We start from the raw sequence: 21,736 nt of genomic DNA on the forward strand, positions 1-21,736 counted from the left end.
GTCAGGGCCCCTTGAAATAGTCATAGGCGATGGCCGCCTCACCGCCCGAAACGGGCGTTGCGACGATGCCGATGCGGATACTGGCCTGCGGCGGAAGTTCGTCGCGATAGGTCACGAGCAGCCGCACTTCCTGCGTCTGATCGGGCCGCACCATCACAACCGGCCGGCCGCTTTCCGTTTCGGCGATACCGACGGCTTCGATTTCGGCGCCGTTGAGACCGGTCACCGAAAGCGCAAAACGCGCTTCCGTGCCGAGCTTGTTGAGGAGACGCAGCGTATAGCCGTTGCGGATCGTGCCGTCGGACAGGCGGATATAGACGGGGTTTCGGTCGTGCAGCACGCTGATGCCTGAGACTTCGCGCGTGCCGAGCGCAAACGCCATGATCCCCGCAACAAACAGAATGAGCCCGGCATAAAGGATCGTGCGCGGCCGCACGATACGGCGCACTTCCTTCTCGCCCGCAAGGCGGCGGCGGATATTGGCGTCGTTGTCATAAGCGATGAGGCCTGTCGGACGGTTGAGCTTCGTCATAACGGAATCGCAGGCATCGACGCACAGGCCGCAATTGACGCAGGCGAGCTGATTGCCGTCGCGGATATCGACGCCTGTCGGACAGGCGTGCAGGCACTGGAAGCAGTCGACGCAATCGCCCGCCGGAAGTCCGGCAAGACGCAGCGCTTCGTTCTTCTTGTAGTGGCCGCGCGGCTCGCCGCGGTCATAGCGATAGGTGACGGTGAGCGCGTCCTCGTCCGTCAGCGCCGCCTGGATGCGCGGCCATGGGCACATATAGGTGCAGACCTGCTCACGCATATGCCCGGCAAGCGTATAGGTCGTCGCCGTCAGGATGCCGATCCAGATCCACGCCATCGGCGGCGCGGTCAAAGTCGCAAGCTGGTGCACCAAAGTCGGCGCATCGGCGAAATAGAGAACCCAGGCGCCGCCGGTCCACCAGGCAATCGCCAGCCAGATCGTATGCTTGACGCTGCGGCGGATGAGCTTCGCAACGCTCCACGGCGCGTTCTCGAGCCGGATGCGCGAACGACGATCGCCTTCGACAAAGCGCTCGACGGCGAGAAACAGATCGGTCCAAACAGTCTGCGGGCAGAGATAGCCGCACCAGACGCGGCCGCCGACCGCGTTCATCAGAAACAGTGCGAGCGCCGCCAGAATGAGAAGGCCGGTGATGTAATAGACTTCCTGCGGCCAGATCTCGATGAAGAAGAAGTAGAAGCGCTGATGCGCGAAATCGACAAGCACCGCCTGGCCCGGCGCGTCCGGGCCGCGATCCCAGCGCACGAAGGGCAGGAAATAATAGATGCCGAGCGTTACGATCAGAAGGGCGGTCTTGATGCGCCGGAACTTGCCATGCACCGCATTCGGGAAAATCTTCTGGCGGCCGGCATAAAGCGGCCCCTCGTCATTGTCGTGCGACGCCGGACGATCCTTCGCGTGATTGATGACAAGGCTGATCATTCCGACACCGCATAACTCCGAGAAACCGCCCTTCCCCCGGCGGTTCTATTCGCCTCCGCCCAAAGTATGCACGTAGACCGCAAGCGACTTGATGGTCGCCTCGTCGAGGCGTCCCTGCCAGTTCGGCATCACGCCGCCGCGGCCGTTCCAGACGCTCTGAAACACATCTTCGCGGCTCGATCCGTAGAGCCAGATGACATCGGTGAGGTTCGGCGCGCCCGTGTCACGCTTGCCTTTTCCGTCGTCGCCATGACACGAGGCGCAATTCTGCTTGAAGATCGCCGCACCCGCGGGAAGGTCGCTCCCTGCCCGAACCTCGAGACCCGAGAGCGAGCGCACATAATCGACCACAAGATCGACCTGCGGCCGCTGCAGCATGCCGGTCCGGCCAAAAGGCAGCATCACGCCGGAATGGGCTTTCTGATCGGCGGAGCGCACGCCATGGCGGATCGTCGTTGCGATCTGATCGAGTGTCCCGCCCCACAGCCAGTCGTCGTCGTTGAGATTGGGATAGCCGACCGCACCGGAGGCGCCCGAACCGTGACAGGTCGCGCAGTTCGTCGCGAAGGCCGCCTTTCCCTGCGCACGCGCATAGGACAGGAGATCGGGCGTATTTTCGATCTCGGACAGGCCGGCGCTGATGATTTTCTTTCCGGTCTCCCCGCGGATCGCATGGAGTTCGGCAATGCTGTCTTCGACGGCCGTGCGCGTCATCCAGCCGGAAACACCGGTGGTATAGCTCGTCACGAGCGGCCAGGCCGGATAAAAAATCCAGTAGCCGACCGCCCAGACGATCGTTGCGTAAAGCGTCCACAGCCACCAGCGCGGCAGCGGCGTGTTCAGTTCGCGGATGCCGTCCCATTCATGGCCAGTCGTTTCACGGCCGGTGACCTGATCGACGCCGGGCTTGTCATCGTGAGCCATGGTCACTCGTCCTCATCCAGCGGCATGCGCGCCGCGCGATCGAACTTCTTCTTGTTGCGCGGCGCGAGCGCATACATGACGACGCCGAGAAAGCCGACGACGAACAGCACGAGACCCCAAGTCTGCGCAAACTCGGCAAGCGAGGTGTAGATGTCGCTCATCTGATGTTCGCCTTGTTGTCGTAGAGTTTGAAATCGACCAGCGTGCCGAGCATCTGCAAATAGGCGATAAGCGCATCGGCTTCGGTGAGGCGTGACGGGTCGCCGTCGAAATCACGCGCCTGCGCCTTCGGATAGCGCGCAAGAAGCGCATCCTGATCGTCGCCGTCGGTCGTTGCCTGGGTACGCAGATCGGCGATCGCCTTCTCGATCATCTCCGGCGTATAGGGCACGCCGAGCGCGGCCTGCACACGCATGTCCTGCGCAATTTCTTGAGCTTCCAGAGGACTTTTCCCGAGCTGCGGATAGGACGGCATGATGCTTTCGGGCACCGCGCGGCGCGGATCGTCGAGATGCTCTTTGTGCCAGGCGTCGGAATATCTGCCGCCGAGGCGCGCAAGGTCGGGCCCTGTGCGTTTCGAGCCCCATTGAAAGGGCCGGTCGTACATGCTCTCGGCCGCGAGCGAATAATGGCCGTAGCGTTCGACTTCATCGCGCAGCGGACGGATTTGCTGCGAATGGCAATTGTAGCAGCCCTCGCGGACATAGATGTTGCGTCCGGCAAGTTCGAGCGGCGAATAGGGCCGCATGCCGTCTACTGTCTCGATGGTGCTCTTCAGATAAAAGAGAGGCGCAATCTCCACGAGGCCGCCGATCGAGATCACGATCAGGACGCCGATCAGGAGGATCGCCGAATTCGTCTCGAAGATTTTGTGTCTGTTCCAGATCGACATCGTGTGTCCACTATTCCGCAGGCGCGAGAGCGCGCATGTCCGAGACCTGTTCCGGCTCGGCGCCCTTCACCGTCATCCAGATGTTGAAGGCCATGATCGCAGCGCCTGCGAGGAACAGGACACCGCCGAGCGCGCGGATGACGTAGAAGATGTGCATCGCCTCGACCGACTCGACGAACGAGTATTCGAGGAAGCCGAGCGAGGTGTAGGCACGCCACATCAGGCCCTGAAGGATGCCGGCGACCCACATCGAGGTGATGTAGAGAACAATGCCGAGCGTCGAAATCCAGAAGTGCCAATTGACGAGCTTCAGCGAATAGACTTCACGCCGGTTCCACAGCCATGGGACAAGGCAATAGATCGCGCCGAAGGAAATATAGGCGACCCAGCCGAGCGCGCCGGAATGCACATGGCCGATCGTCCAGTCCGTGTAATGGCTGAGCGAATTGACCGCCTTCAGCGACATTAACGGGCCTTCAAACGTCGACATGCCGTAGAAGGCGACAGCGACGACCATCATGCGCAGAACGGGGTCGGTGCGCAGCTTGTCCCAGGCGCCGGACAGCGTCATCAGTCCGTTGATCATGCCGCCCCAGGACGGCATCCACAGCATGATCGAGAAGGTCGCGCCGAGCGTCTGCGCCCAGTCCGGCAGCGCCGTGTAGTGCAGATGATGCGGACCCGCCCAGATATAGAGGAAGATCAGCGCCCAGAAATGGATGATCGACAGGCGATAGGAATAGACCGGACGGTCGGCGCGCTTGGGGATGAAGTAGTACATCAGCGCAAGGAAGCCGGCAGTCAGGAAGAAGCCGACCGCGTTGTGCCCGTACCACCACTGCACCATGGCATCCTGCACGCCCGACCAGACGATGTAGGATTTCGGCGACAGCACGGAGACCGGAATCGCTGCATTGTTCACGAGATGCAGAACCGCAATCGTGACGATGAAGCCGAGATAGAACCAATTCGCCACATAGATGTGCGGCTCTTTGCGCTTGGCGAGCGTCGCGACGAAGACGCCGAAATAGGTGACCCAGACGGCCGTCAGAAACAGATCGGCATACCATTCCGGCTCGGCATATTCCTTCCCCTGCGTAATGCCGAGGAGGTAGCCCGTCGCTGCAATGACGATGAAGAGCTGATAGCCGAGCACGACGAACCACGGCGCGATATCGCCGGCAAGGCGCGCGCGGCATGTGCGCTGCACGACATAGAAGCTCGTCGCCAGAAGGACATTGCCGCCGAAGGCGAAAATCACGGCCGATGTGTGCAGCGGCCGCAAGCGCCCGAACGCGGTTTCCGCAAGGCCGAGATTGAGCACGGGAAAGGCGAGCTGAAAGGCGATGATGACGCCGACGGCGAAACCGGCAATGCCCCAGAAGACGGCGGCGATCGTCGCAAACTTTACCGGCGCCATATTGTAATTGGGCTTGCCGCCGATTTCCTGTGGCGGCGGCGCAGCCGGGCGCGCCTGATAGCGGTTGACGATATGAAGGCTGGCCGCCAGCGATGCCGCCGAAAACAGATAGGCGTGAAATGCATAGGCCGAAGACCATGCCAGGCCGCCGACGATAAAGGTGAACAGGGCAAAAAGTGCGAAGAACGCCGCGAGCAGGAACTCAGGCGTCGTCATTTGCTTTTCCGGCAGAGTGGCGCTGGTCATCAGGGGCCTTGCTGACGTGACCGCCGGCTGTTCCGGCGTCTTTCGAACGCTTCCAGATATCGCTGTCAGCGCCCGGATTTGCCTTGATCTCGATCAAGTGGAAGAGCGACCGGACGTTTTGGCACAGGCCCTTATTCGCGCTCACGGCCCGTGAGCGGCAATACATTTAAGCTCTAGGGAAAAGCCCTTACGGGCGGAAAGCTCGCTTCTACGCCGTCAGAAACCCGGCGACGAGCGCCAGGCGCACGAGCTCCGCAAGGCTGCGGGAGCCGGTTTTCGACATCACATTAGCGCGGTGGATTTCGACGGTCCGGACGCTGATTCCAAGCTCATGCGCCACAATCTTGTTGGGATTGCCGCGCACGAGGCTCAGCATCACCTCATGCTCGCGGGGGGACAGCGCCTCAAGGCGCCGCAGAACATCTGCCCTCTGTTCGCCGTCAACGCCGCGCGGCGCCGGGCCCCGCAGCGCAAAATTGATAGCCGTCATCAGCCGCTCATTGTCGAACGGCTTTTCAATAAAATCCGCTGCACCGCGCCGCATGGCATCGACCGCAAGAGGTATATCGCCGTGCCCGGTGATCACGATCACCGCAAGATCCGGCCGCTTCTCCTTGGCGCGTTCCAGAAGCTCAAGCCCCGACATTTGCGGCATGCGCACATCGGCGATGAGGCATTTGCAGATGTTCAGGTCGATCGATTCAAGGAATTTCGGTCCGGACTCGAACAGCATGGTTTTGAAACCCGCCATATCGAGCATGAAGCCGAGCGATTTGCGCGCAGCAAGATCGTCGTCGACGATGCACACCAGCCCCTTATCCATCGCTATTCTCCTCTGCGATCGGCAGCGTGAACCGGAAAACCGTTCCGCCGCCAGGATTGTCCTCAGCCCAGATCTGACCGCTATGCGCCTCGATGATCGTGCGCGACACGGAGAGGCCTACCCCGAGGCCGTCCTCTTTCGTCGTTACGAAAGGCTGGAACAGTTGCGCCTTCACATCCGCTGAAAGTCCCGTGCCGGTATCGGCCACAGCGACCGTTGCCGTCTTCTTGTCTTTTAGTTCCGTTGACAGAACGAGTTCTCGGCGCGGCGCATCGATCATGGATTCGATGGCGTTGCGGGTCAGATTGAGGATGACCTGCTGAATCTGGACTTTGTCGACGAGAACAGGGCCGATCGCTGCATCGAGGTTGAGTTTGACGCGAAGATCCATGGCCTTTGCGCCGACAAGCGCGAGCGCGCTTGCTTCTTCGACAAGGCGGCCAAGATGCGTGGCTTCGCGATCCGTCTCGCCGCGGGCCACAAAATTGCGCATGCGGCGAATGATTTCGCCGGCGCGCACCGCCTGATCCGCCGCGCTTTGCAGCGGCTCGCGCAGAACGCCCGCCGTTTCGTCGCTGCACTGATCGAGAAAGAACAGCGCCCCGGTCTGATAATTGGCGATCGCCGAAAGAGGCTGGTTCAGTTCGTGCGCCAAAGTCGATGCCATTTCGCCCATGGCGCTGAGGCGCGAGATATGAATGATCTCGCTCTGCAGCTCCTGCAGACGCGTTTCGGTCTGACGGCGTTCGGTGAGATCGCGCACAAATCCGGTGAAGAATCGCTGATCCTGCGACCGCATCTCGCCGACCGAGAGCTCCATCGGAAATGTCGTTCCGTCCTTGCGCAGACCGGTAACGATCCGTCCCTTACCGATGATTCTCGCGTCGCCGGTGGCGAGATAGCGGTTCACGTAGTTATCGTGATTCTCCCGGTACGGGCCCGGCATAAGCATGCTGACATTCTGCCCGATCACTTCGTCGGCATAGTGCTGAAACAGACGTTCTGCGGCGCTTGAGAACGACTGGATGATGCCGCGTTCGTTGATAACGACCATCGCATCCGGGACAGTATCGAGAATGGATTTGAGATGCGCTTCGCGATTGCGCAGCGTGTTGGTGATCACAGCCGATGAGATCACTTCGCGGCGCACGCGCCCACCAATGATGCCGATGGCAACGCCGTTGATGACAAAAAGCGCGTTGAACAGAAAGTCGGTGCTTTTCACACCGTCGTACTGGGCCGCGATGAAGCCGAGCGAGGCGCCGAGTACTGTTGCAAGCAAAGCCGGCCCCGCGCCGAAGAAGGCGCCGATGATCACCGCGGGCAGGAAGAACTGATAACCGGCGATCGTGCCGGCCACCGGAGAGAAACTTTCGCGGACGAGATAGCCGATGGCGCAGGCAACAACGGCGACGGCATAGCCGAACCACCAGGCATCGCCGATAGACGCACGCGAAGGGCCCGACGTCATCGCCATGAAGCGGCCCCCGGCACTGCTTCAGGCCTCGCCCAATAGGTAATTACCCTGATTTCCGGCCTCCCAACCCTAACGTACTCTAAACTAGACATAATTCCCCTTAAGCGGATGCTGTCCAGTGTGTGCGCGTTTGTTTTCTTTCGCGGTCCAGGATTGGCGCCCTCTCTCTCGCAGGGGTTGAGTGTAATATGGCCCGGATTCTTGTTCTACTGGGTCACCCCGACACCAGAACTCCGCATCTGTGCAATGCGCTCGCCGACGCCTACATCGCCGGCGCCGAGGAACGCGGCCATCAGATTCGGCGCATCGATCTGAGCCGTTTGAATTTTCCGCTTCTCCGATCGCAGAAGGACTGGTTCGAAAATTCAGGCAATATTGATATCGAAAGCGCGCAGGAACATCTGCGCTGGGCCGAACACATTTTTATTACCTACCCGCTCTGGCTCGGCGGTATGCCCGCCATGCTGAAGGGATTTTTCGAGCAGGTGATGCGGCCGGGCTTTGCGCTGGATGGCGGAAACGGTCAGGCCTACAGCCCGCTGCTCGGCGGACGCAGCGCCCGGGTCGTTGTCACCATGGGCATGCCCGCTTTCGTCTATAGGTGGTATTTCCGGGCGCACAGCCTTAAGGCGCTAGAACGCAACATTCTGCGTTTCGTCGGCATAAGGCCGGTCCGCTCGACCGTTATTGGCCGGACCGAATCCCTGACCGTGCCGGCGCGCGGCAAATGGCTCGACACCATGCACCGCCTCGGCCAGGCGGCCGTTTAGCCTTTTCCCCAGTTCTTGACTCTTTAACGCCTCGCGAGTGTTATAAGAACAAAACAGGAACACATGAAATGCCGCCGCCGAATGTCCGAACCATTGCCGATCTGCGGCAGGCCCTCGCCGCCCTCGGCGCGCAGGATCAGACTTTTGCGGCGGCAGGCTCACGACTGACCTTCGGCGCGAAGGAACTCGACGCCGCACTCGATGGCGGATTGCCGGTCGCGGCCCTTCATGAGGTCTATGCGGCGAAAGAGGGCGACGGGCCCGCGGCTTCGGCCTTTGCACTCGCTTTAATGCTGCGGGCCGCGCCGCAGAAAAACATCGTCTGGGTCCGTCAGGATATGGCGGCGCGCGAGCTCGGCGAACTCTACCCGCCCGGCCTTGCCGAATTCGGCGCCGATCCGCGTTCCATTGTGTCCGTACAGGTGAAGGATGCCATGGCAGCATTGCGCGCCGGCAATGAAGCGCTGCGCTGTCCGGCGCTCGGCGCGGTCGCCATCGAGCTCTGGGGCCCGGCCAAAGCCGTCGATCTGACCGCCACGCGACGGCTGGTAAGAGCCGTCGAGAAAACAGGAACGATGGCGCTCCTGATCCGTCTTGCCGCCGAGCCCATGCCGAGCGCGGCGCTGAGCCGCTGGAGCGTGCGCACATCTTCATCCGCAGCCCTGACTGCCGACGCGCCGGGCATCAGCCGTTTCGACGTCGATTTACTGCGCCACCGGGCCGGGTTTCCGCCCATGAGTTTTTGTATGGAGTGGGACCATGACCGATCTTCTTTCCGGACAGCTTTCCAGGCACCGGCGCTATCTCGCTCTATGGCTGCCATGGCTCCCGACCGATCGGCTGCACCGGATCAAACGCCGCTCCGGAGAGCCGGCTGAAAAACCTCTGATCGTTCTGGCGCGGGTGAAAAGCGCGCTGCGCATCGCCCATGCCGACAGGAAAGCGCACGCGCTCGGTCTTTCTCCGGGCCTTACTCTGGCCGATGCGCGGGCGCGCGTGCCCGATCTCGACCTCGCGGATGAGGATGCAGCCGCCGATGCTGCGCTGCTCGACCATATCGCCGACTGGTGCGACCGTTACACACCGCTGGTCGGCATGGATGGCGATGACGGCATCATGCTGGATATTACCGGCTGCACGCATTTGTTCGGCGGCGAGGCGGCGCTCAACGCCGATCTTGTGACGCGCCTCATGCGCATGGGGTTTTCCGTGCGCAGCGCGATTGCCGGAACGCCAGACTGCGCGCGCGCCGTCGCACGCTATGGGGAAGGCGGCGTTGTAGCGGCGGGGTGCGAAGCTGCGCGCGTTGCGCCTCTGCCGGTCGCAGCGCTCGGCGTTTCCGGAGACACGGTCACCGCTTTGGCGCGCGCCGGACTGCGCCGCATCAAAGATCTCGCGAACCGCCCCCGAGCGCCGCTCGCCGCGCGCTTCGGCCAGGACCTGCTGGATCGTCTTTCGCGTACACTCGGCGAAATCGACCATCCGCTGTCGCCGCGCCGGCCTTTGCCCGAGCTTGCCGCCGAACGGCGCTTCGCCGAACCCATCGGCCGCGCCGAAGACATGATCGCCGCACTCGGTGAACTCGCGCAAAATCTTGCCGAATGTCTCGAAGCGCGCGGCCATGGCGGGCGGCGTTTCGAGGCGAGTTTCTTTCGTACCGACGGCGCGGTGCGGCGCATAGCAGTTCTTGCCGGAAAGCCGCTGCGCGATGCGAAAACGCTGGCGAAACTCTTCGACGAAAAGCTAGACGCCCTCGCAGACCCCGTCGATCCCGGCTTCGGCTTCGACATGATCAGGCTCGATGCCCTCGCCAGCGAAGCCGCACACCATGTGCAGACCGGGCTCGACGGCAAGGAAAATGAAACCGAAGAGATCGCCGAGCTGATCGACCGTCTCGGGGCCCGGTTTGGCGCGGCGAGCATCCGCCGCTTCGTGCCGCAGGACAGCCATATCCCCGAACGCGCTGCGCTGAGCGTTGCGGCCATCTCGGACAAAGCCGGTTCCGGCGCATGGGCGCAGCGCGAGGAAGGATCGCCGCCGATGCGGCCTTTGCGTCTCTTCGATCCGCCCGAAGCCGTCGATGAAACCTTGTCGGAAGTTCCGGACGGTCCGCCGATTCGCTTCCGCTGGCGGCGCGTTGTGCGCGAAGTTGCGCGCGCCGAAGGCCCCGAGCGCATCGCGCCCGAATGGTGGAAGCGCGACGATAAAAGCCTGACACGGGATTATTTCCGCGTTGAAGACCGCGAGGGCCATCGCTACTGGCTCTACCGTGAAGGCATGTATGGGCAGGACGCGCCGCGCTGGTTCATGCACGGGCTGTTCGCATGATCTATGCCGAAGCCGTCGCCGCCTCGAATTTCTCGTTTTTGCGCGGCGCCTCTCACCCCGCCGATATGGTCAAGCGCGCCGCCGAACTCGGACTTAACGGTATCGGCATTGCCGACCGCAACACGGTGGCCGGCGCCGTCCGCGCCTATGTGCCGATCAAGGACGCGCAGGACGAATATGCACAGCAGAATAACGGCGCGGCCCTTCCCTTCACTTTAATGATCGGGGCGCGGCTCGTTTTCGCGGACGGCACGCCCGATATCGTCGCCTATCCCGAGAACCGCGACGGCTGGGCACGCCTCTGCCGTCTGCTGACGCAAGGAAATCTCCGCGCCGAGAAGAGCCAATGCCGATTGCGTTTCGAAGACCTCATCGGCGACACGCGAAAACTTCTTCTGGTCCTGATGCCACCGAAGAGGCTGGAAGAGACGGACCCCGTTCTGGCGCAGCTTGCGGACGCCGCACGCGGCTCGCTCTGGCTCGGCGCCACCATGCATCGCCAGGGAACCGACCGGCGGCGGCTGTTCCTTCTCAAGGATATGGCGCGCAAACATCGCGTGCCGCTAATCGCGACCAATGATGCGCTGTACGATGCGCCGGAGCAACGGCCTTTGCAGGATGTCATCACCTGCATTCGCGAAGGGCTGAAGATCGAAAGCGCCGGGCGCATTCTCGAAGCCAATGCAGAGAGGCATCTGAAAGACCCGCGCGAGATGGCGCGCCTGTTCCGCGATGCACCGGAGGCGATCGAGGAAACTCAGCATCTGTTCGGCCGCTGCAATTTCTCACTTGGAGAATTAAAACCGGATTATCCCGACGAGCCGGTACCGCCCGGCAAGACGGCGCAGACCCATCTGGAAGATCTCTGCTGGCGCAGAGCCGCCATCCGCTATCCCGCCGGCATTCCGAAAAAGGTGGAAGACCTTCTGCAACAGGAGCTCGGCTTCATCGCGGCCTCCGATTATGCGCGCTATTTTCTGACGATCCACGACATCGTCCGTTTTGCCGACGACAAGGGCATTCTCTGCCAGGGCCGCGGCTCGGCGGCCAATTCCGTCGTCTGCTTCATTCTCGGCATCACCAATGTCGACCCGGAAGAGATCGATGTTCTCTTTGCGCGCTTTCTCTCCAAGGAACGCGAGGAGCCGCCGGATATCGACGTCGATTTCGAACATGAGCGACGCGAAGAGGTGATCCAGTATGTCTATGAGCGCTATGGCCGCCACCGCGCCGGCATCGCCGCGACCGTCATCACCTATCGTCCCCGCAGCGCCATTCGCGAAACCGGCAAGGTGCTCGGCCTGACCGAAGATGTGACGTCTGCTTTGGCCTCGACGGTGTGGGGAAGCTGGGGCGAGGATTTGCCGGAAGGCCATGTGCGGCAGGCGGGGCTTGCGCCGTCAAATCCCGAAATCGCCCGCGCCGTCGATTTCGCTAATCGGCTCATAGGCTTTCCGCGGCATCTGTCGCAGCATGTCGGCGGTTTCGTGCTGACGCGCGGGCGGCTCGATGAAACCGTGCCCATCGGCAATGCGGCGATGGACGACCGCACCTTTATCGAATGGGACCGCGACGACATCGCCGTGCTCGGCCTGATGAAGGTCGATGTGCTCGCGCTCGGCATGCTGACCTGCCTGAAGAAATCGCTCGACATGCTGCTTGCGCATAAAGGCATGGAGCACAGCCTCTCCTCGATCGAGGGCGGAGATGAAGCCGTCTATGCGATGTTGCAGAAAGGCGATTCCATCGGCGTGTTTCAGGTCGAGAGCCGAGCGCAGATCAACATGCTGCCGCGTCTGAAGCCGAAGAAGTTCTACGATCTCGTCATTCAGGTTGCCATCGTCCGCCCCGGCCCGATCCAGGGCGATATGGTGCACCCGTATTTGAGGCGCCGCGCAGAGAAAGAAACCGTCGAGTATCCGTCTCCCGGGCCCGGCTACAATCAGAACGAACTCAGAGATGTTTTAGGCAAGACGCTCGGTGTGCCGCTCTTTCAGGAACAGGCGATGCGGCTTGCTATCGTCGCCGCGGACTTCACGCCGGAAGAGGCCAACGGATTGCGCCGCGCCATGGCGACCTTCCGCCATGTCGGCACCATCCACTCTTTCGAACACAAAATGATCGAAGGCATGGTGCGGCGCGGCTATGAGCGCGATTTCGCCGAGCGCTGCTTCAAACAGATCGAAGGCTTCGGCTCATATGGTTTCCCGGAAAGCCATGCCGCCGCCTTCGCTCATCTGGTCTACATCTCGTCCTGGATCAAATGCCATCATCCGGATGTGTTCGCAGCGGCGCTTTTGAACTCGCAGCCCATGGGCTTTTACGCCCCGGCGCAGATCGTCCGCGATGCGCGCGAACACGGCGTCGAAGTGCGCACCGCCGACATCAATCACAGCTTCTGGGACAACACGCTCGAAGCGGTCAGCGATGAACCCAATCATATTCATGCCCTCCGCATCGGGCTCCGGCAGATCGACGGCTTCCGCGAGGAATGGTCATTGAAACTCGCAAAGCTCCGCGGCACGGGCTTTTCCGACATCGAAACGCTCGCCCGCCGCACAAGTCTTCCTCGCAGGGCTCTCGAGCTTCTCGCCGATGCGGACGCCTGCCGCTCCATCGGCATGGACCGCAGAGAAGCCTTATGGGCGGTGCGCCGCTTGCCGGGCGGCGAGACGCTGCCGCTCTTTGCTCATGCCGATGCGGCGGAACTTGCCAGCGAACCCGAGGCGCATCTTCCGCTGATGCCGGCCTCCGAGCATGTGATCACGGATTATCAGACCATGCGCCTGTCGCTGAAGGCGCATCCGCTGCACTTCCTGCGCGGGCTTTACCGGAAAGAAGGACTGAAAAGCTGCGCCGAGACGGTGGCGCTGAAGGACGGCACGTTTTGCCGCAATGCCGGTGTCGTGCTCGTCCGCCAGCGGCCGGGCGAAGGCAATGTCGTGTTCATGACCATCGAAGACGAGACGGGCATCACCAATGTCGTCGTCTGGTCGAGCCTCTTCCAGCAGTTCCGCCGCGAGGTGATGGGATCGCGTCTCATCGAAGTGCGCGGACGCGTGCAGCGCAGCGAGGAAGGCGTCGTCCATCTCATGGCGCAAAGACTGATCGATCGCACATCCGATCTTCGCCTGTTATCGGAGGTCAACCAGCCGCATTTCCAACTGACGCGGGCCGATGAAATTCTTCACCCGCAGCATCCACGAACGTCGAACCATCCGCGCAATGAGAGGATCATCCCGAAATCGCGGGATTTCCACTAGCCGTGCTCATTTCGAAAACAGCAACCGGTCTCGCTGCCGCTGCGTATCCTCTTCATAAAAGCGCTCAAACCAGGCCGGCCGCCCTGAGATCGCTTCCGGCTTGGCAAGCGTCAGAGCCTTCGGAGCTTTGTTTTTCGTATTTTTATTGTCCTTCTTTCCGAATGTATCGCGCATGCGATTGCGGAACTGCAGATGATCGAACACGCGAACGGCCTCGATGGCATAGGCAGTAGCGACCTTGCAATCCTCGATCATGATCAGATGATCGCCGTTTTTCGCTTCACCTGACGGCGAAAAATTACACGAGCCGGTGAAAACCTTTGCGCTGGGAAGGCTGAAATCCGTGACGACGAATTTGTGGTGGATGTTCCGCCCATGTCCGCCCGCCCATTCCGATCTGAAAGGTTCGGGTGCCTTGCGCGCGAGATAGGCGAAATCGACAAGCCCGATACTGCCGTCCGGCTTCCTCAGCTCCATCGAGCGGCGCGCATCGACCGTGCCATAGCTGAAAACCGGCCGCTCCATGAGGCGCGCGAACGCTTCAACGGTCGGCCCTTGCGTCATCTGCCCGAGAAACGCCACCGAATAAAAGACCGACGATGTCGCTTGATCGACCGCAGCGCGGATCGGGTTCAGCGAAAGATCGGTCGAGGCGTGCGGCGAGAAGCAGACATGCACGCTCGGATGGTCGGGAAAATGGGCCGCGTGCCATGTCTTGGAAAACGGATGAGACCTGAACTCCTCAGGATCTTCATCGAACGCGATGTCGAACATCGTGCCGAACAATTTCGCGACTTCCTTGGCATGAAAGACAAGAACGTTGTTCGCCTGAATATAAAGCCCACGGAAGGTGAAATTCGTCGAGCCGCAAAGAACCTTTTCGGCCTTGCCATCGCGCCTCGTAATGAAAATCTTGTGGTGCTGAAGACCCTTGAAATGCGTCCGCTTGACCGCGGCTTTGCCCGCCGATTTCCGCAAGCGCCTCGCCGAAATCGATTCCGGACTTCCCTTTGCGCCATGCCCTTTCGACGGGTTCGGAGAGTCGTCGATGATCACGCGCAGGCGCTCACCGAACTTTTCGAGATAAGAGACGATGTCCGGCTCGTTCAGATCGTAAGCCATCGCATCGAGCGTGACGCCCGGGTCCTTCAGCGCCTCTTCAAGAAACCCGAAAATGTGGTCGTAGGCCTCGAATCCAAGCCATTCATAAACACTGACTCCGCTTTGATTCTGCAGATTCAGCTTTTTGAATTTCAGGCCGCCTTCGGAATCTTCCGGGATGATATCGGGGTTATTGCCGAACTGTTCGGCATAGGCCTGTGAGGACGCGAAGTTCCTCGTGAAGCCGATATCCACGAGCCCTTCATAGGTGACCTGATTGAGCGGAATATCGAGCTCGATCTGCGTGCCGCGCTTCAATTCGCCGTCGCGCGGCATATGCATTTTCGTGACTCGGTAGTCGTATTTTCCGTCCTGCGGCTGCCAGGGAAAATGAAGCCAGCGGAATTTCTGGAACGGCGCTTCGCGGGAATCGAAATTGCGGGAGCCGTCGACGGCTTCGACGGCGGGCCGGTCGTACTCAAATGCGATGCGATTGAAGAGAGGGACGAAATCAGAACTTCCCGGGCTTTTGCATTCGATGGAAAAACCCACGAAGTCGTCTTCCGGGTCGTCGACATCGAAGCCGAGAAGCGTCATCCGCTCTCCACGCCACAGCTTGCAGGCAAAGCCCTGCTTTTCTTCGCGATTCTGGAAATCCCCCATGACCGCCCCCTGAAAGGTCTGCGGCCGAATATTCCATCTATGATTGTAATATACAAGAAAACAACGCGAGCTTGCTCAGCAGTCGAGTGTCGTCTCGCGTTCCCATTCCGTCAGATGGCGCGCATAGGCGTTCCACTCGTCGGATTTCAGCTTGAGATAAGACGGCACGAAATCGCCGAGCGCCGCGCCGAGCACTTTCGAGCTTTCGAGCGCGCGCAGCGCATCGAGCAGGTTCAGCGGCAGCTTCTTCGCGCCCTTCACCGTATGACCCTCGGTGTACATGTTGATATCGAGCCGCTTGCCGGGATCGCGCTTGTTGGTGATGCCGTCGAGGCCCGCCGCGAGAAGCCCGGCCTGCAGCAGATAGGGATTGGCGGCGCCGTCGGCGAGGCGGAATTCAAAACGCCCGCCTTCGGGAATACGGATCATATGCGTGCGGTTATTGCCGGCATAGGTGATCGTATTCGGCGACCAGGTCGCGCCCGAGGTCGTGCGCGGCGCGTTGATGCGCTTGTAGGAGTTGACGGTCGGATTGGTCAGCGCACAGAGCGCCTCGGCATTGTGGATGAGACCGCCGATGAAATTATAGCCGAGCTTGGAGACGCCGAGATCGCCCTTGGCATCCTCGAAGAGGTTCGTCTTGCCCCTCCACAGCGAGACATGGGCGTGGCAGCCATTGCCTGTGAGATTCGAAAAAGGCTTCGGCATAAAGGTCGCGCGCAGGCCGTGTTTCTCGGCGACCGATTTGACCAGGAATTTGAAGAAGGCGTGGCGGTCGGCGGTGATGAGCGCGTGATCGTAATTCCAGTTCATTTCGAACTGGCCGTTCGCGTCCTCGTGGTCGTTCTGATAGGGCTTCCAGCCCAGCGCCAGCATGGCGTCGCAAATTTCCGAAATCACATCATAGCGGCGCATCAGCGCCGACTGGTCGTAGCAGGGCTTTTCCTGTTTATCGGCTCCGTCGGAAATCGTCGTGCCGTCGGCGGCGGTGAGGAAGAATTCGCACTCGACGCCGGTCTTCAATTCGTAGCCAAGCTTCTTGGCTTTCTCGGTCTGCCGCTTCAGCACCGTGCGCGGCGCCTGTTCGACGATTTTGCCGTCCATGAAAAGATCGGCGGCCATCCAGCCGACTTCCGGCTTCCACGGCAGCTGGATCAGCGTGTCGGGATCGGGAACCGCGAACATATCCGAGTCCGCGGGCGTCATATCGAGCCAGGTGGCGAAGCCGGCAAAGCCGGCTCCGGCTTTGGCCATCTCATTGATGGCGGCGGCAGGAACGAGCTTTGCGCGCTGCGTGCCAAAGAGATCGGTATAGGAGATAAGGAAGTATTTGATCTTCCGCTCTTTTGCGGTCTTGCCCAGATCGACTGCCATTCTCGCCCCCTGCGGCCCCCGCCGCTTTAAAACCCTTGGCCCGGTATCCAATTCGTGCCGGCCAAAGGCACGCGCGCCATGGCTGCCGCCTCGACCGTCAGGGCCACAAGGTCCTCCGGTTCGAGATTGTGGACATGGCTCTTGCCGCAGGCGCGCGCGATGGTCTGCGCCTCCAGCGTCAATACGGAAAGATAATTGGCGAGGCGCCGCCCGCCTGCAACGGGGTCGAAACGCGCCGCAAGATCGGGATCCTGCGTCGTGATGCCCGCCGGGTCGCGACCTTCATGCCAGTCATCGTAAGCACCGGCCGTGGTGCCGAGCTTGCGGTATTCATCCTCGAAACGCGGATCGTTGTCGCCGAGCGCAATCAGCGCCGCCGTGCCGATGGCGACCGCATCCGCTCCAAGAGCAAGCGCCTTCGCCACATCAGCACCGTTGCGGATGCCGCCCGAGACGATGAGCTGAACCTTGCGGTGCATGCCGAGTTCCTGCAGCGCCTGCACCGCGGGACGGATCGCAGCGAGGATCGGCAGGCCGACATTCTCGATGAAAACTTCCTGGGTGGCCGCCGTGCCGCCCTGCATGCCGTCGAGCACGACGACATCGGCGCCGGCCTTCACCGCAAGCGCCGTATCGTAATAAGGACGCGAGGCGCCGACTTTCACATAAATCGGCTTTTCCCAATCGGTGATCTCACGCAATTCCTCGATCTTGATTTCAAGATCGTCCGGGCCCGTCCAATCGGGATGGCGGCAGGCCGAGCGCTGATCGATGCCTTCGGGCAGCGTGCGCATCTTAGCCACGCGCGGCGAAATCTTCTGGCCGAGCAGCATGCCGCCGCCGCCGGGCTTGGCGCCCTGACCGATGACGATCTCGATGGCATCGGCTTTGCGGAGATCGTCCGGGTTCATGCCGTAGCGCGACGGCAACAGCTGATAGACGAGTGCGGAGGAATGCCCGCGCTCTTCCGGCGTCATGCCGCCATCGCCCGTGGTGGTCGAGGTTCCGACCGTCGAGGCGCCGCGGCCGAGCGCTTCCTTCGCCGGGCCCGACAGCGCGCCGAAGCTCATGCCGGCAATCGTTACCGGAATTTTCAGATGGATCGGCTTTTTGGCGAACCGCGTTCCGAGCACGACATCGGTGCCGCATTTCTCGCGATAGCCTTCGAGCGGATAGCGCGAGATCGACGCGCCGACGAAGAGAAGATCGTCGAAATGGGGGAGCTTGCGTTTCGCGCCGCCACCGCGAATGTCGTAAATGCCGGTCGCCGCGGCGCGCTGGATTTCCGAGATCGCGTAGCTGTCGAACGTCGCACTTGAGCGCGGCGTGGTGTGGGGCGGTTTGACCGGCGCGTCCATCTCAGTACGCGCCCGCATTGTCGACATGGAAATGATAGAGGCGGCGCGCCGAGCCATAGAGCTTGAAGTCCTCGGCTGAAACATCGGCCGAGGCGCGCTTCAGAAGATCGCGAAGGACATTGCGATCTTCGTCCGTCACCGGCTTTTCTTCGCAATCGGCGCCGAGGCTTTTGACCGAACCGCGCACGAAGAGCCTCGCTTCATAAATGGAATCGCCGAGCGCTTCGCCCGCATCGCCGAGCACGACAAGATTGCCGGCCTGCGCCATGAACGCGCTCATCGGGCCGATCGAGCCTTTAACGACAATGTCGATTCCCTTCATCGAAATGCCGCAACGCGCCGAGGCATTTCCGTCGATGACGAGCAGTCCGCCCTGCCCCGTCGCACCCGCCGACTGGCTGGCATCGCCTTTGATGTGCACGGTGCCGGACATCATGTTTTCGGCAACGCCGACCCCGGCATTGCCAGCAACGATAACGGTCGCGGTCTTATTCATGCCCGCGCAATAATAGCCGACATGGCCGTCGATCTCGACTGTGACGGGCGCATCGAGGCCGACCGCGACCGCATGACGGCCTTCGGGATTTTTCACCTGCCAGTGCGTTTCGTTCGTATCCTGCGGCAGCGCATGCAACTGACTGTTCAGCTCGCGCAGCGGCATCTCAGAGAGATCGACGACTGGCATCACTGACGCTCCCAGGCGTAGACGGTCGCGGGTTCCGGCTCCCAGACGCGCGCCGTCTCGATACCGGGAAGACCGGCAAGCGCGCGATATTCCGAACCGAACGCGACATAGCCATCCGTCTCGGCCATCACCGCGGGCTTGCAAGCGATGGGATCGCGCAGCACGGCAAAACCCGTCTCCGTACCGACAACGAACGTATAGAAACCGTCGAGATCGTCGAGGCTGGATTCAAGCGCCTGTTTCAGGCTGGCGCCGTCGCGCATTTTCCAGGTGAGGTATCCGGCGGCGACTTCCGAATCGTTTTCGGTTTCGATGGATACGCCTTCGCGCACCAGAGTGCGGCGCACGGCGTTGTGGTTCGACAGCGAGCCGTTATGGACGAGGCATTGATCGGCGCCGGTCGAGAACGGATGCGCGCCGTTCGTCGTCACCGCGCTTTCCGTCGCCATACGCGTATGGCCGATGCCGTGCGTGCCGCTCATCGCCGAAAGGCCGAAGCGGTCGGCGACGTCGGACGGCAGGCCGACCTCTTTGAACAGCTCCATGCGTTGGCCGGCGCCGACGACTTTCACATCCGGCCGGGCTTTGGAAAGAAATACGCGCGTCGCTTCTTCTTTGTCAGAAGGAATAGCCACGACGAGATGGGTGTCGCGCTGCGTGGCGTTGAGTTTGAGGCCGAGCGCCTTTTCGAGATCGGCTTTGAGGCCGTCGATGGATTGGCCGTCCGAGGAGCGAAGCGTCAACTTCACCTCCGTGCCCTGGCCCGCGCCGTAGACGGCAAAGCCCGCCGAATCCGGCCCGCGATCGCACATCACGGTGAGCATGCCCGACAGCATTTCGCCGAGCTTCGGCTCCAGCGATTTGTCTTTCAGAAACAGTCCGACGATCCCGCACATGACCCTTTGGTAAAACCGGGCCGCCGCGGGAGTCAAGCTTCAGGAACAATTATTTCCTGTGAGGAAACGCCTCAGGGGCGCGGATAGACGATGATCGAAAGATAGGTCATCGGGGCTTTGACCAGCTCTTCCGGGCCATGAAGGGCCGCCGAATCGAACAGGATCGAATCCCCCGGGGTCAGCCGGTAGGTCTGATCGCCGTGCCGGTAAACCACCTCGCCCGAGATCATATAGATGAACTCGGTCCCGGCATGGCGGAAGCCGGCATAGGGGACGGCGTCTTCCCGGAGGGTGATCAGATAGGGCTCGACCACGACATCGCCGCCGAGAACCGCACCGAGAAGCTGGTAGACATGGCCGACTTTCGAGCCCCGCCGCTCGATAGCAACTCCTTGTCCTGATTTGACAAAAGAGCAATCCCGCTTCTCGTCGAACGGGGCGAACAGGGAGCTCATCGGGGCCGAAAGGGCAGCCGCTATGGCCTGAAGCGTGTTCAGCGAGGCCGAGATCTGGCCGTTCTCGATCTTCGACAGCATGCCGGCGGAGATACCGGCCGCAGCGGCAAGATCCGCCACCGACAGGTCGAGCTGCCGCCTCAGGCTGCGCACCTGACCGCCAAGCGTCTTCTCAAGCGTGCGGTTCTGCTCGGCCGGCGCACTGGAGCCGGTGGCAAGGTCCGCATCATCGGTCTGGGACACAGCCTCTCCTTCTTTCGAAGCGCTTGCACTGGTCAAGAAAGTTTCCTACTAGGAAACTAGTTTTCCAATCAAGCGCGATTTCGCGCCGGCCCGGATGCGCTATTCCCTCTTCAGCCTTGCCCGGAATGCACTCACCGGACACCGGGACTGGCAGCCGGCCTGGCGCGATGCCGAGCCTAAGGCGAGCTACGATATCGTCGTGATCGGCGGCGGGCACGGTCTCGCGACCGCCTATTACCTCGCCGAAAAATACGGCCTCTCCAATATCGCCGTTCTCGAGAAGGGCTATATCGGCTCCGGCAATATCGGCCGTAACACGACGATTGTCCGCTCCAATTACCTTCTGCCCGGCAATATCCCCTTCTACGAACTCTCGATGAAGCTCTGGGAGGGGTTGGAGCAGGATCTCAACTACAATGTCATGGTCAGCCAGCGCGGCGTGCTGAATGTTTTTCATTCCGACGCTCAGCGCGACGCCTATGCCCGCCGCGGCAATGCCATGCGCCTGCACGGCGTCGATGCCGAACTCCTCGACCGCGAGGGCGTGAAGAAGCTCTATCCCTTCCTCAATTTCGACAATGCGCGCTTTCCCATTCAGGGCGGTCTCCTGCAGCCGCGCGGCGGCACGGTGCGCCATGATGCGGTCGCCTGGGGCTATGCACGCGCGGCGTCCGACCGTGGCGTCGATATCTGCCAGAACTGCGAGGTCACGGGCTTTCGCATCGAGAACGGACAGGCCGTCGGCGTCGAAACCAATAAAGGCTTTATCGGTGCCAAGAAGGTCGCCGTCTCGGTCGCCGGCAATTCCTCGCGCGTGATGGGAATGGCAGGCTTGCGCCTGCCGATCGAAGCGCATGTCATCCAGGCCATGGTGACGGAGGGTTTGAAGCCCATCATTCCCGGCGTCATTACATTCGGCGCGGGGCATTTCTATATCAGCCAGTCCGACAAAGGCGGGCTTGTCTTCGGCGGCGATCTCGACGGCTATAACTCCTACGCCCAGCGCGGCAATCTTCCGGTGATCGAAGATGTCTGCGAAGGCGGCATGGCGCTGATGCCCTCCATCGGCCGCGCGCGTGTTCTACGCCATTGGGGCGGCCTGCTCGACATGTCGATGGACGGTTCACCGATCATCGACAAGACGCCGGTGGGCGGCATCTTCCTCAATTGCGGCTGGAACTATGGCGGCTTCAAAGCAACGCCGGCCTCCGGCCTTTGCTTTGCGCATCTTGTTGCGACGGGCGAACCGCATCCTGTCGCCACAGCTTTCCGTCTCGACCGTTTTGCCACTGGCAATCTCATCGATGAGAAGGGCCAGGGGGCGCAGCCGAATTTGCACTAAAC

18 protein-coding genes are annotated in these 21,736 nt (G+C 61.3%); 5 read left to right on the forward strand and 13 right to left on the reverse strand.

What is annotated here, in order from left to right; translation table 11 throughout:
* Position 1 precedes the first annotated feature (1 nt).
* The 7 genes from ccoG to IZ6_RS15185 all read right to left on the reverse strand — a co-directional run bounded on the left by ccoG (position 2) and on the right by IZ6_RS15185 (position 7,256).
* Complete coding sequence (ccoG, locus tag IZ6_RS15155) at positions 2–1,474, reverse strand: cytochrome c oxidase accessory protein CcoG (RefSeq protein ID WP_222875868.1); 1,473 nt, start codon at positions 1,472–1,474, stop codon at positions 2–4.
* Positions 1,475–1,519: 45 nt separating this feature from the next.
* Entirely contained in the window at positions 1,520–2,398 is an 879-nt protein-coding gene (ccoP, locus tag IZ6_RS15160) for a cytochrome-c oxidase, cbb3-type subunit III (protein WP_222875869.1), read from the reverse strand.
* 2 nt (positions 2,399–2,400) lie between these two features.
* The gene (locus IZ6_RS15165) at positions 2,401–2,559 is read right to left on the reverse strand and encodes a cbb3-type cytochrome c oxidase subunit 3 (RefSeq protein ID WP_222875870.1); all 159 of its coding nucleotides are present in this window, start codon (positions 2,557–2,559) and stop codon (positions 2,401–2,403) included.
* On the reverse strand, positions 2,556–3,290 hold the full coding sequence (ccoO, locus tag IZ6_RS15170; protein ID WP_222875871.1) for a cytochrome-c oxidase, cbb3-type subunit II: 735 nt from the start codon (positions 3,288–3,290) through the stop codon (positions 2,556–2,558). The genes IZ6_RS15165 and ccoO overlap by 4 nt, the downstream gene beginning before the upstream one ends.
* 10 nt (positions 3,291–3,300) lie before the next feature.
* Positions 3,301–4,956, reverse strand: a complete 1,656-nt coding sequence (gene ccoN / locus IZ6_RS15175; protein ID WP_225873928.1) for a cytochrome-c oxidase, cbb3-type subunit I — start codon at positions 4,954–4,956, stop codon at positions 3,301–3,303.
* 208 nt (positions 4,957–5,164) lie between these two features.
* Complete coding sequence (locus tag IZ6_RS15180) at positions 5,165–5,779, reverse strand: response regulator transcription factor (protein WP_222875872.1); 615 nt, start codon at positions 5,777–5,779, stop codon at positions 5,165–5,167.
* A complete protein-coding gene (locus IZ6_RS15185; RefSeq protein ID WP_225873929.1) occupies positions 5,772–7,256 on the reverse strand; it encodes a PAS domain S-box protein in 1,485 nt (494 codons plus the stop codon). The genes IZ6_RS15180 and IZ6_RS15185 overlap by 8 nt, the downstream gene beginning before the upstream one ends.
* A gap of 188 nt (positions 7,257–7,444) precedes the next feature.
* On the opposite strand from IZ6_RS15185, the gene IZ6_RS15190 reads away from it, so the two are divergent.
* The 4 genes from IZ6_RS15190 to IZ6_RS15205 all read left to right on the forward strand — a co-directional run bounded on the left by IZ6_RS15190 (position 7,445) and on the right by IZ6_RS15205 (position 13,617).
* Entirely contained in the window at positions 7,445–8,026 is a 582-nt protein-coding gene (locus IZ6_RS15190; protein ID WP_222875873.1) for an NAD(P)H-dependent oxidoreductase, read from the forward strand.
* Positions 8,027–8,094: 68 nt separating this feature from the next.
* Complete coding sequence (locus tag IZ6_RS15195; RefSeq protein WP_222875874.1) at positions 8,095–8,904, forward strand: ImuA family protein; 810 nt, start codon at positions 8,095–8,097, stop codon at positions 8,902–8,904.
* Positions 8,786–10,354 carry a Y-family DNA polymerase gene (locus IZ6_RS15200; RefSeq protein ID WP_225873930.1) on the forward strand — a complete coding sequence of 523 codons (1,569 nt, stop codon included), beginning with the start codon at positions 8,786–8,788 and terminating at the stop codon, positions 10,352–10,354. Before IZ6_RS15195 ends, IZ6_RS15200 begins: the two co-directional genes overlap by 119 nt.
* Entirely contained in the window at positions 10,351–13,617 is a 3,267-nt protein-coding gene (locus IZ6_RS15205; RefSeq protein WP_222875875.1) for an error-prone DNA polymerase, read from the forward strand. The genes IZ6_RS15200 and IZ6_RS15205 overlap by 4 nt, the downstream gene beginning before the upstream one ends.
* Before the next feature lie 6 nt (positions 13,618–13,623).
* Here IZ6_RS15205 and IZ6_RS15210 read toward each other — a convergent pair whose 3' ends face one another.
* The 6 genes from IZ6_RS15210 to IZ6_RS15235 form a co-directional block, all read right to left on the reverse strand.
* The gene (locus IZ6_RS15210) at positions 13,624–15,381 is read right to left on the reverse strand and encodes a phospholipase D-like domain-containing protein (protein ID WP_222875876.1); all 1,758 of its coding nucleotides are present in this window, start codon (positions 15,379–15,381) and stop codon (positions 13,624–13,626) included.
* A gap of 75 nt (positions 15,382–15,456) precedes the next feature.
* A complete protein-coding gene (gene glnT, locus IZ6_RS15215; RefSeq protein WP_222875877.1) occupies positions 15,457–16,755 on the reverse strand; it encodes a type III glutamate--ammonia ligase in 1,299 nt (432 codons plus the stop codon).
* A 26-nt stretch (positions 16,756–16,781) separates the two neighbouring features.
* The gene (locus tag IZ6_RS15220) at positions 16,782–18,131 is read right to left on the reverse strand and encodes an FMN-binding glutamate synthase family protein (protein WP_420825561.1); all 1,350 of its coding nucleotides are present in this window, start codon (positions 18,129–18,131) and stop codon (positions 16,782–16,784) included.
* Positions 18,115–18,798 (reverse strand): GltB/FmdC/FwdC-like GXGXG domain-containing protein, encoded by a 684-nt coding sequence (locus tag IZ6_RS15225; RefSeq protein WP_222875878.1) that lies wholly within the window; start codon positions 18,796–18,798, stop codon positions 18,115–18,117. The genes IZ6_RS15220 and IZ6_RS15225 overlap by 17 nt, the downstream gene beginning before the upstream one ends.
* Positions 18,798–19,694, reverse strand: coding sequence for a class II glutamine amidotransferase (locus IZ6_RS15230; protein ID WP_222875879.1), 897 nt, complete (start codon positions 19,692–19,694; stop codon positions 18,798–18,800). Before IZ6_RS15230 ends, IZ6_RS15225 begins: the two co-directional genes overlap by 1 nt.
* A gap of 71 nt (positions 19,695–19,765) precedes the next feature.
* Complete coding sequence (locus IZ6_RS15235) at positions 19,766–20,392, reverse strand: helix-turn-helix domain-containing protein (protein ID WP_225873931.1); 627 nt, start codon at positions 20,390–20,392, stop codon at positions 19,766–19,768.
* A 94-nt stretch (positions 20,393–20,486) separates the two neighbouring features.
* Between IZ6_RS15235 and IZ6_RS15240 the strand changes: the two genes are divergently transcribed.
* Positions 20,487–21,734, forward strand: coding sequence for a sarcosine oxidase subunit beta family protein (locus tag IZ6_RS15240; RefSeq protein WP_222875881.1), 1,248 nt, complete (start codon positions 20,487–20,489; stop codon positions 21,732–21,734).
* The last annotated feature ends 2 nt before the right edge of the window (positions 21,735–21,736 follow it).

The sequence above is a fragment of the Terrihabitans soli genome (assembly GCF_014191545.1).
GTDB lineage: Bacteria > Pseudomonadota > Alphaproteobacteria > Rhizobiales > Methylopilaceae > Flaviflagellibacter > Flaviflagellibacter soli.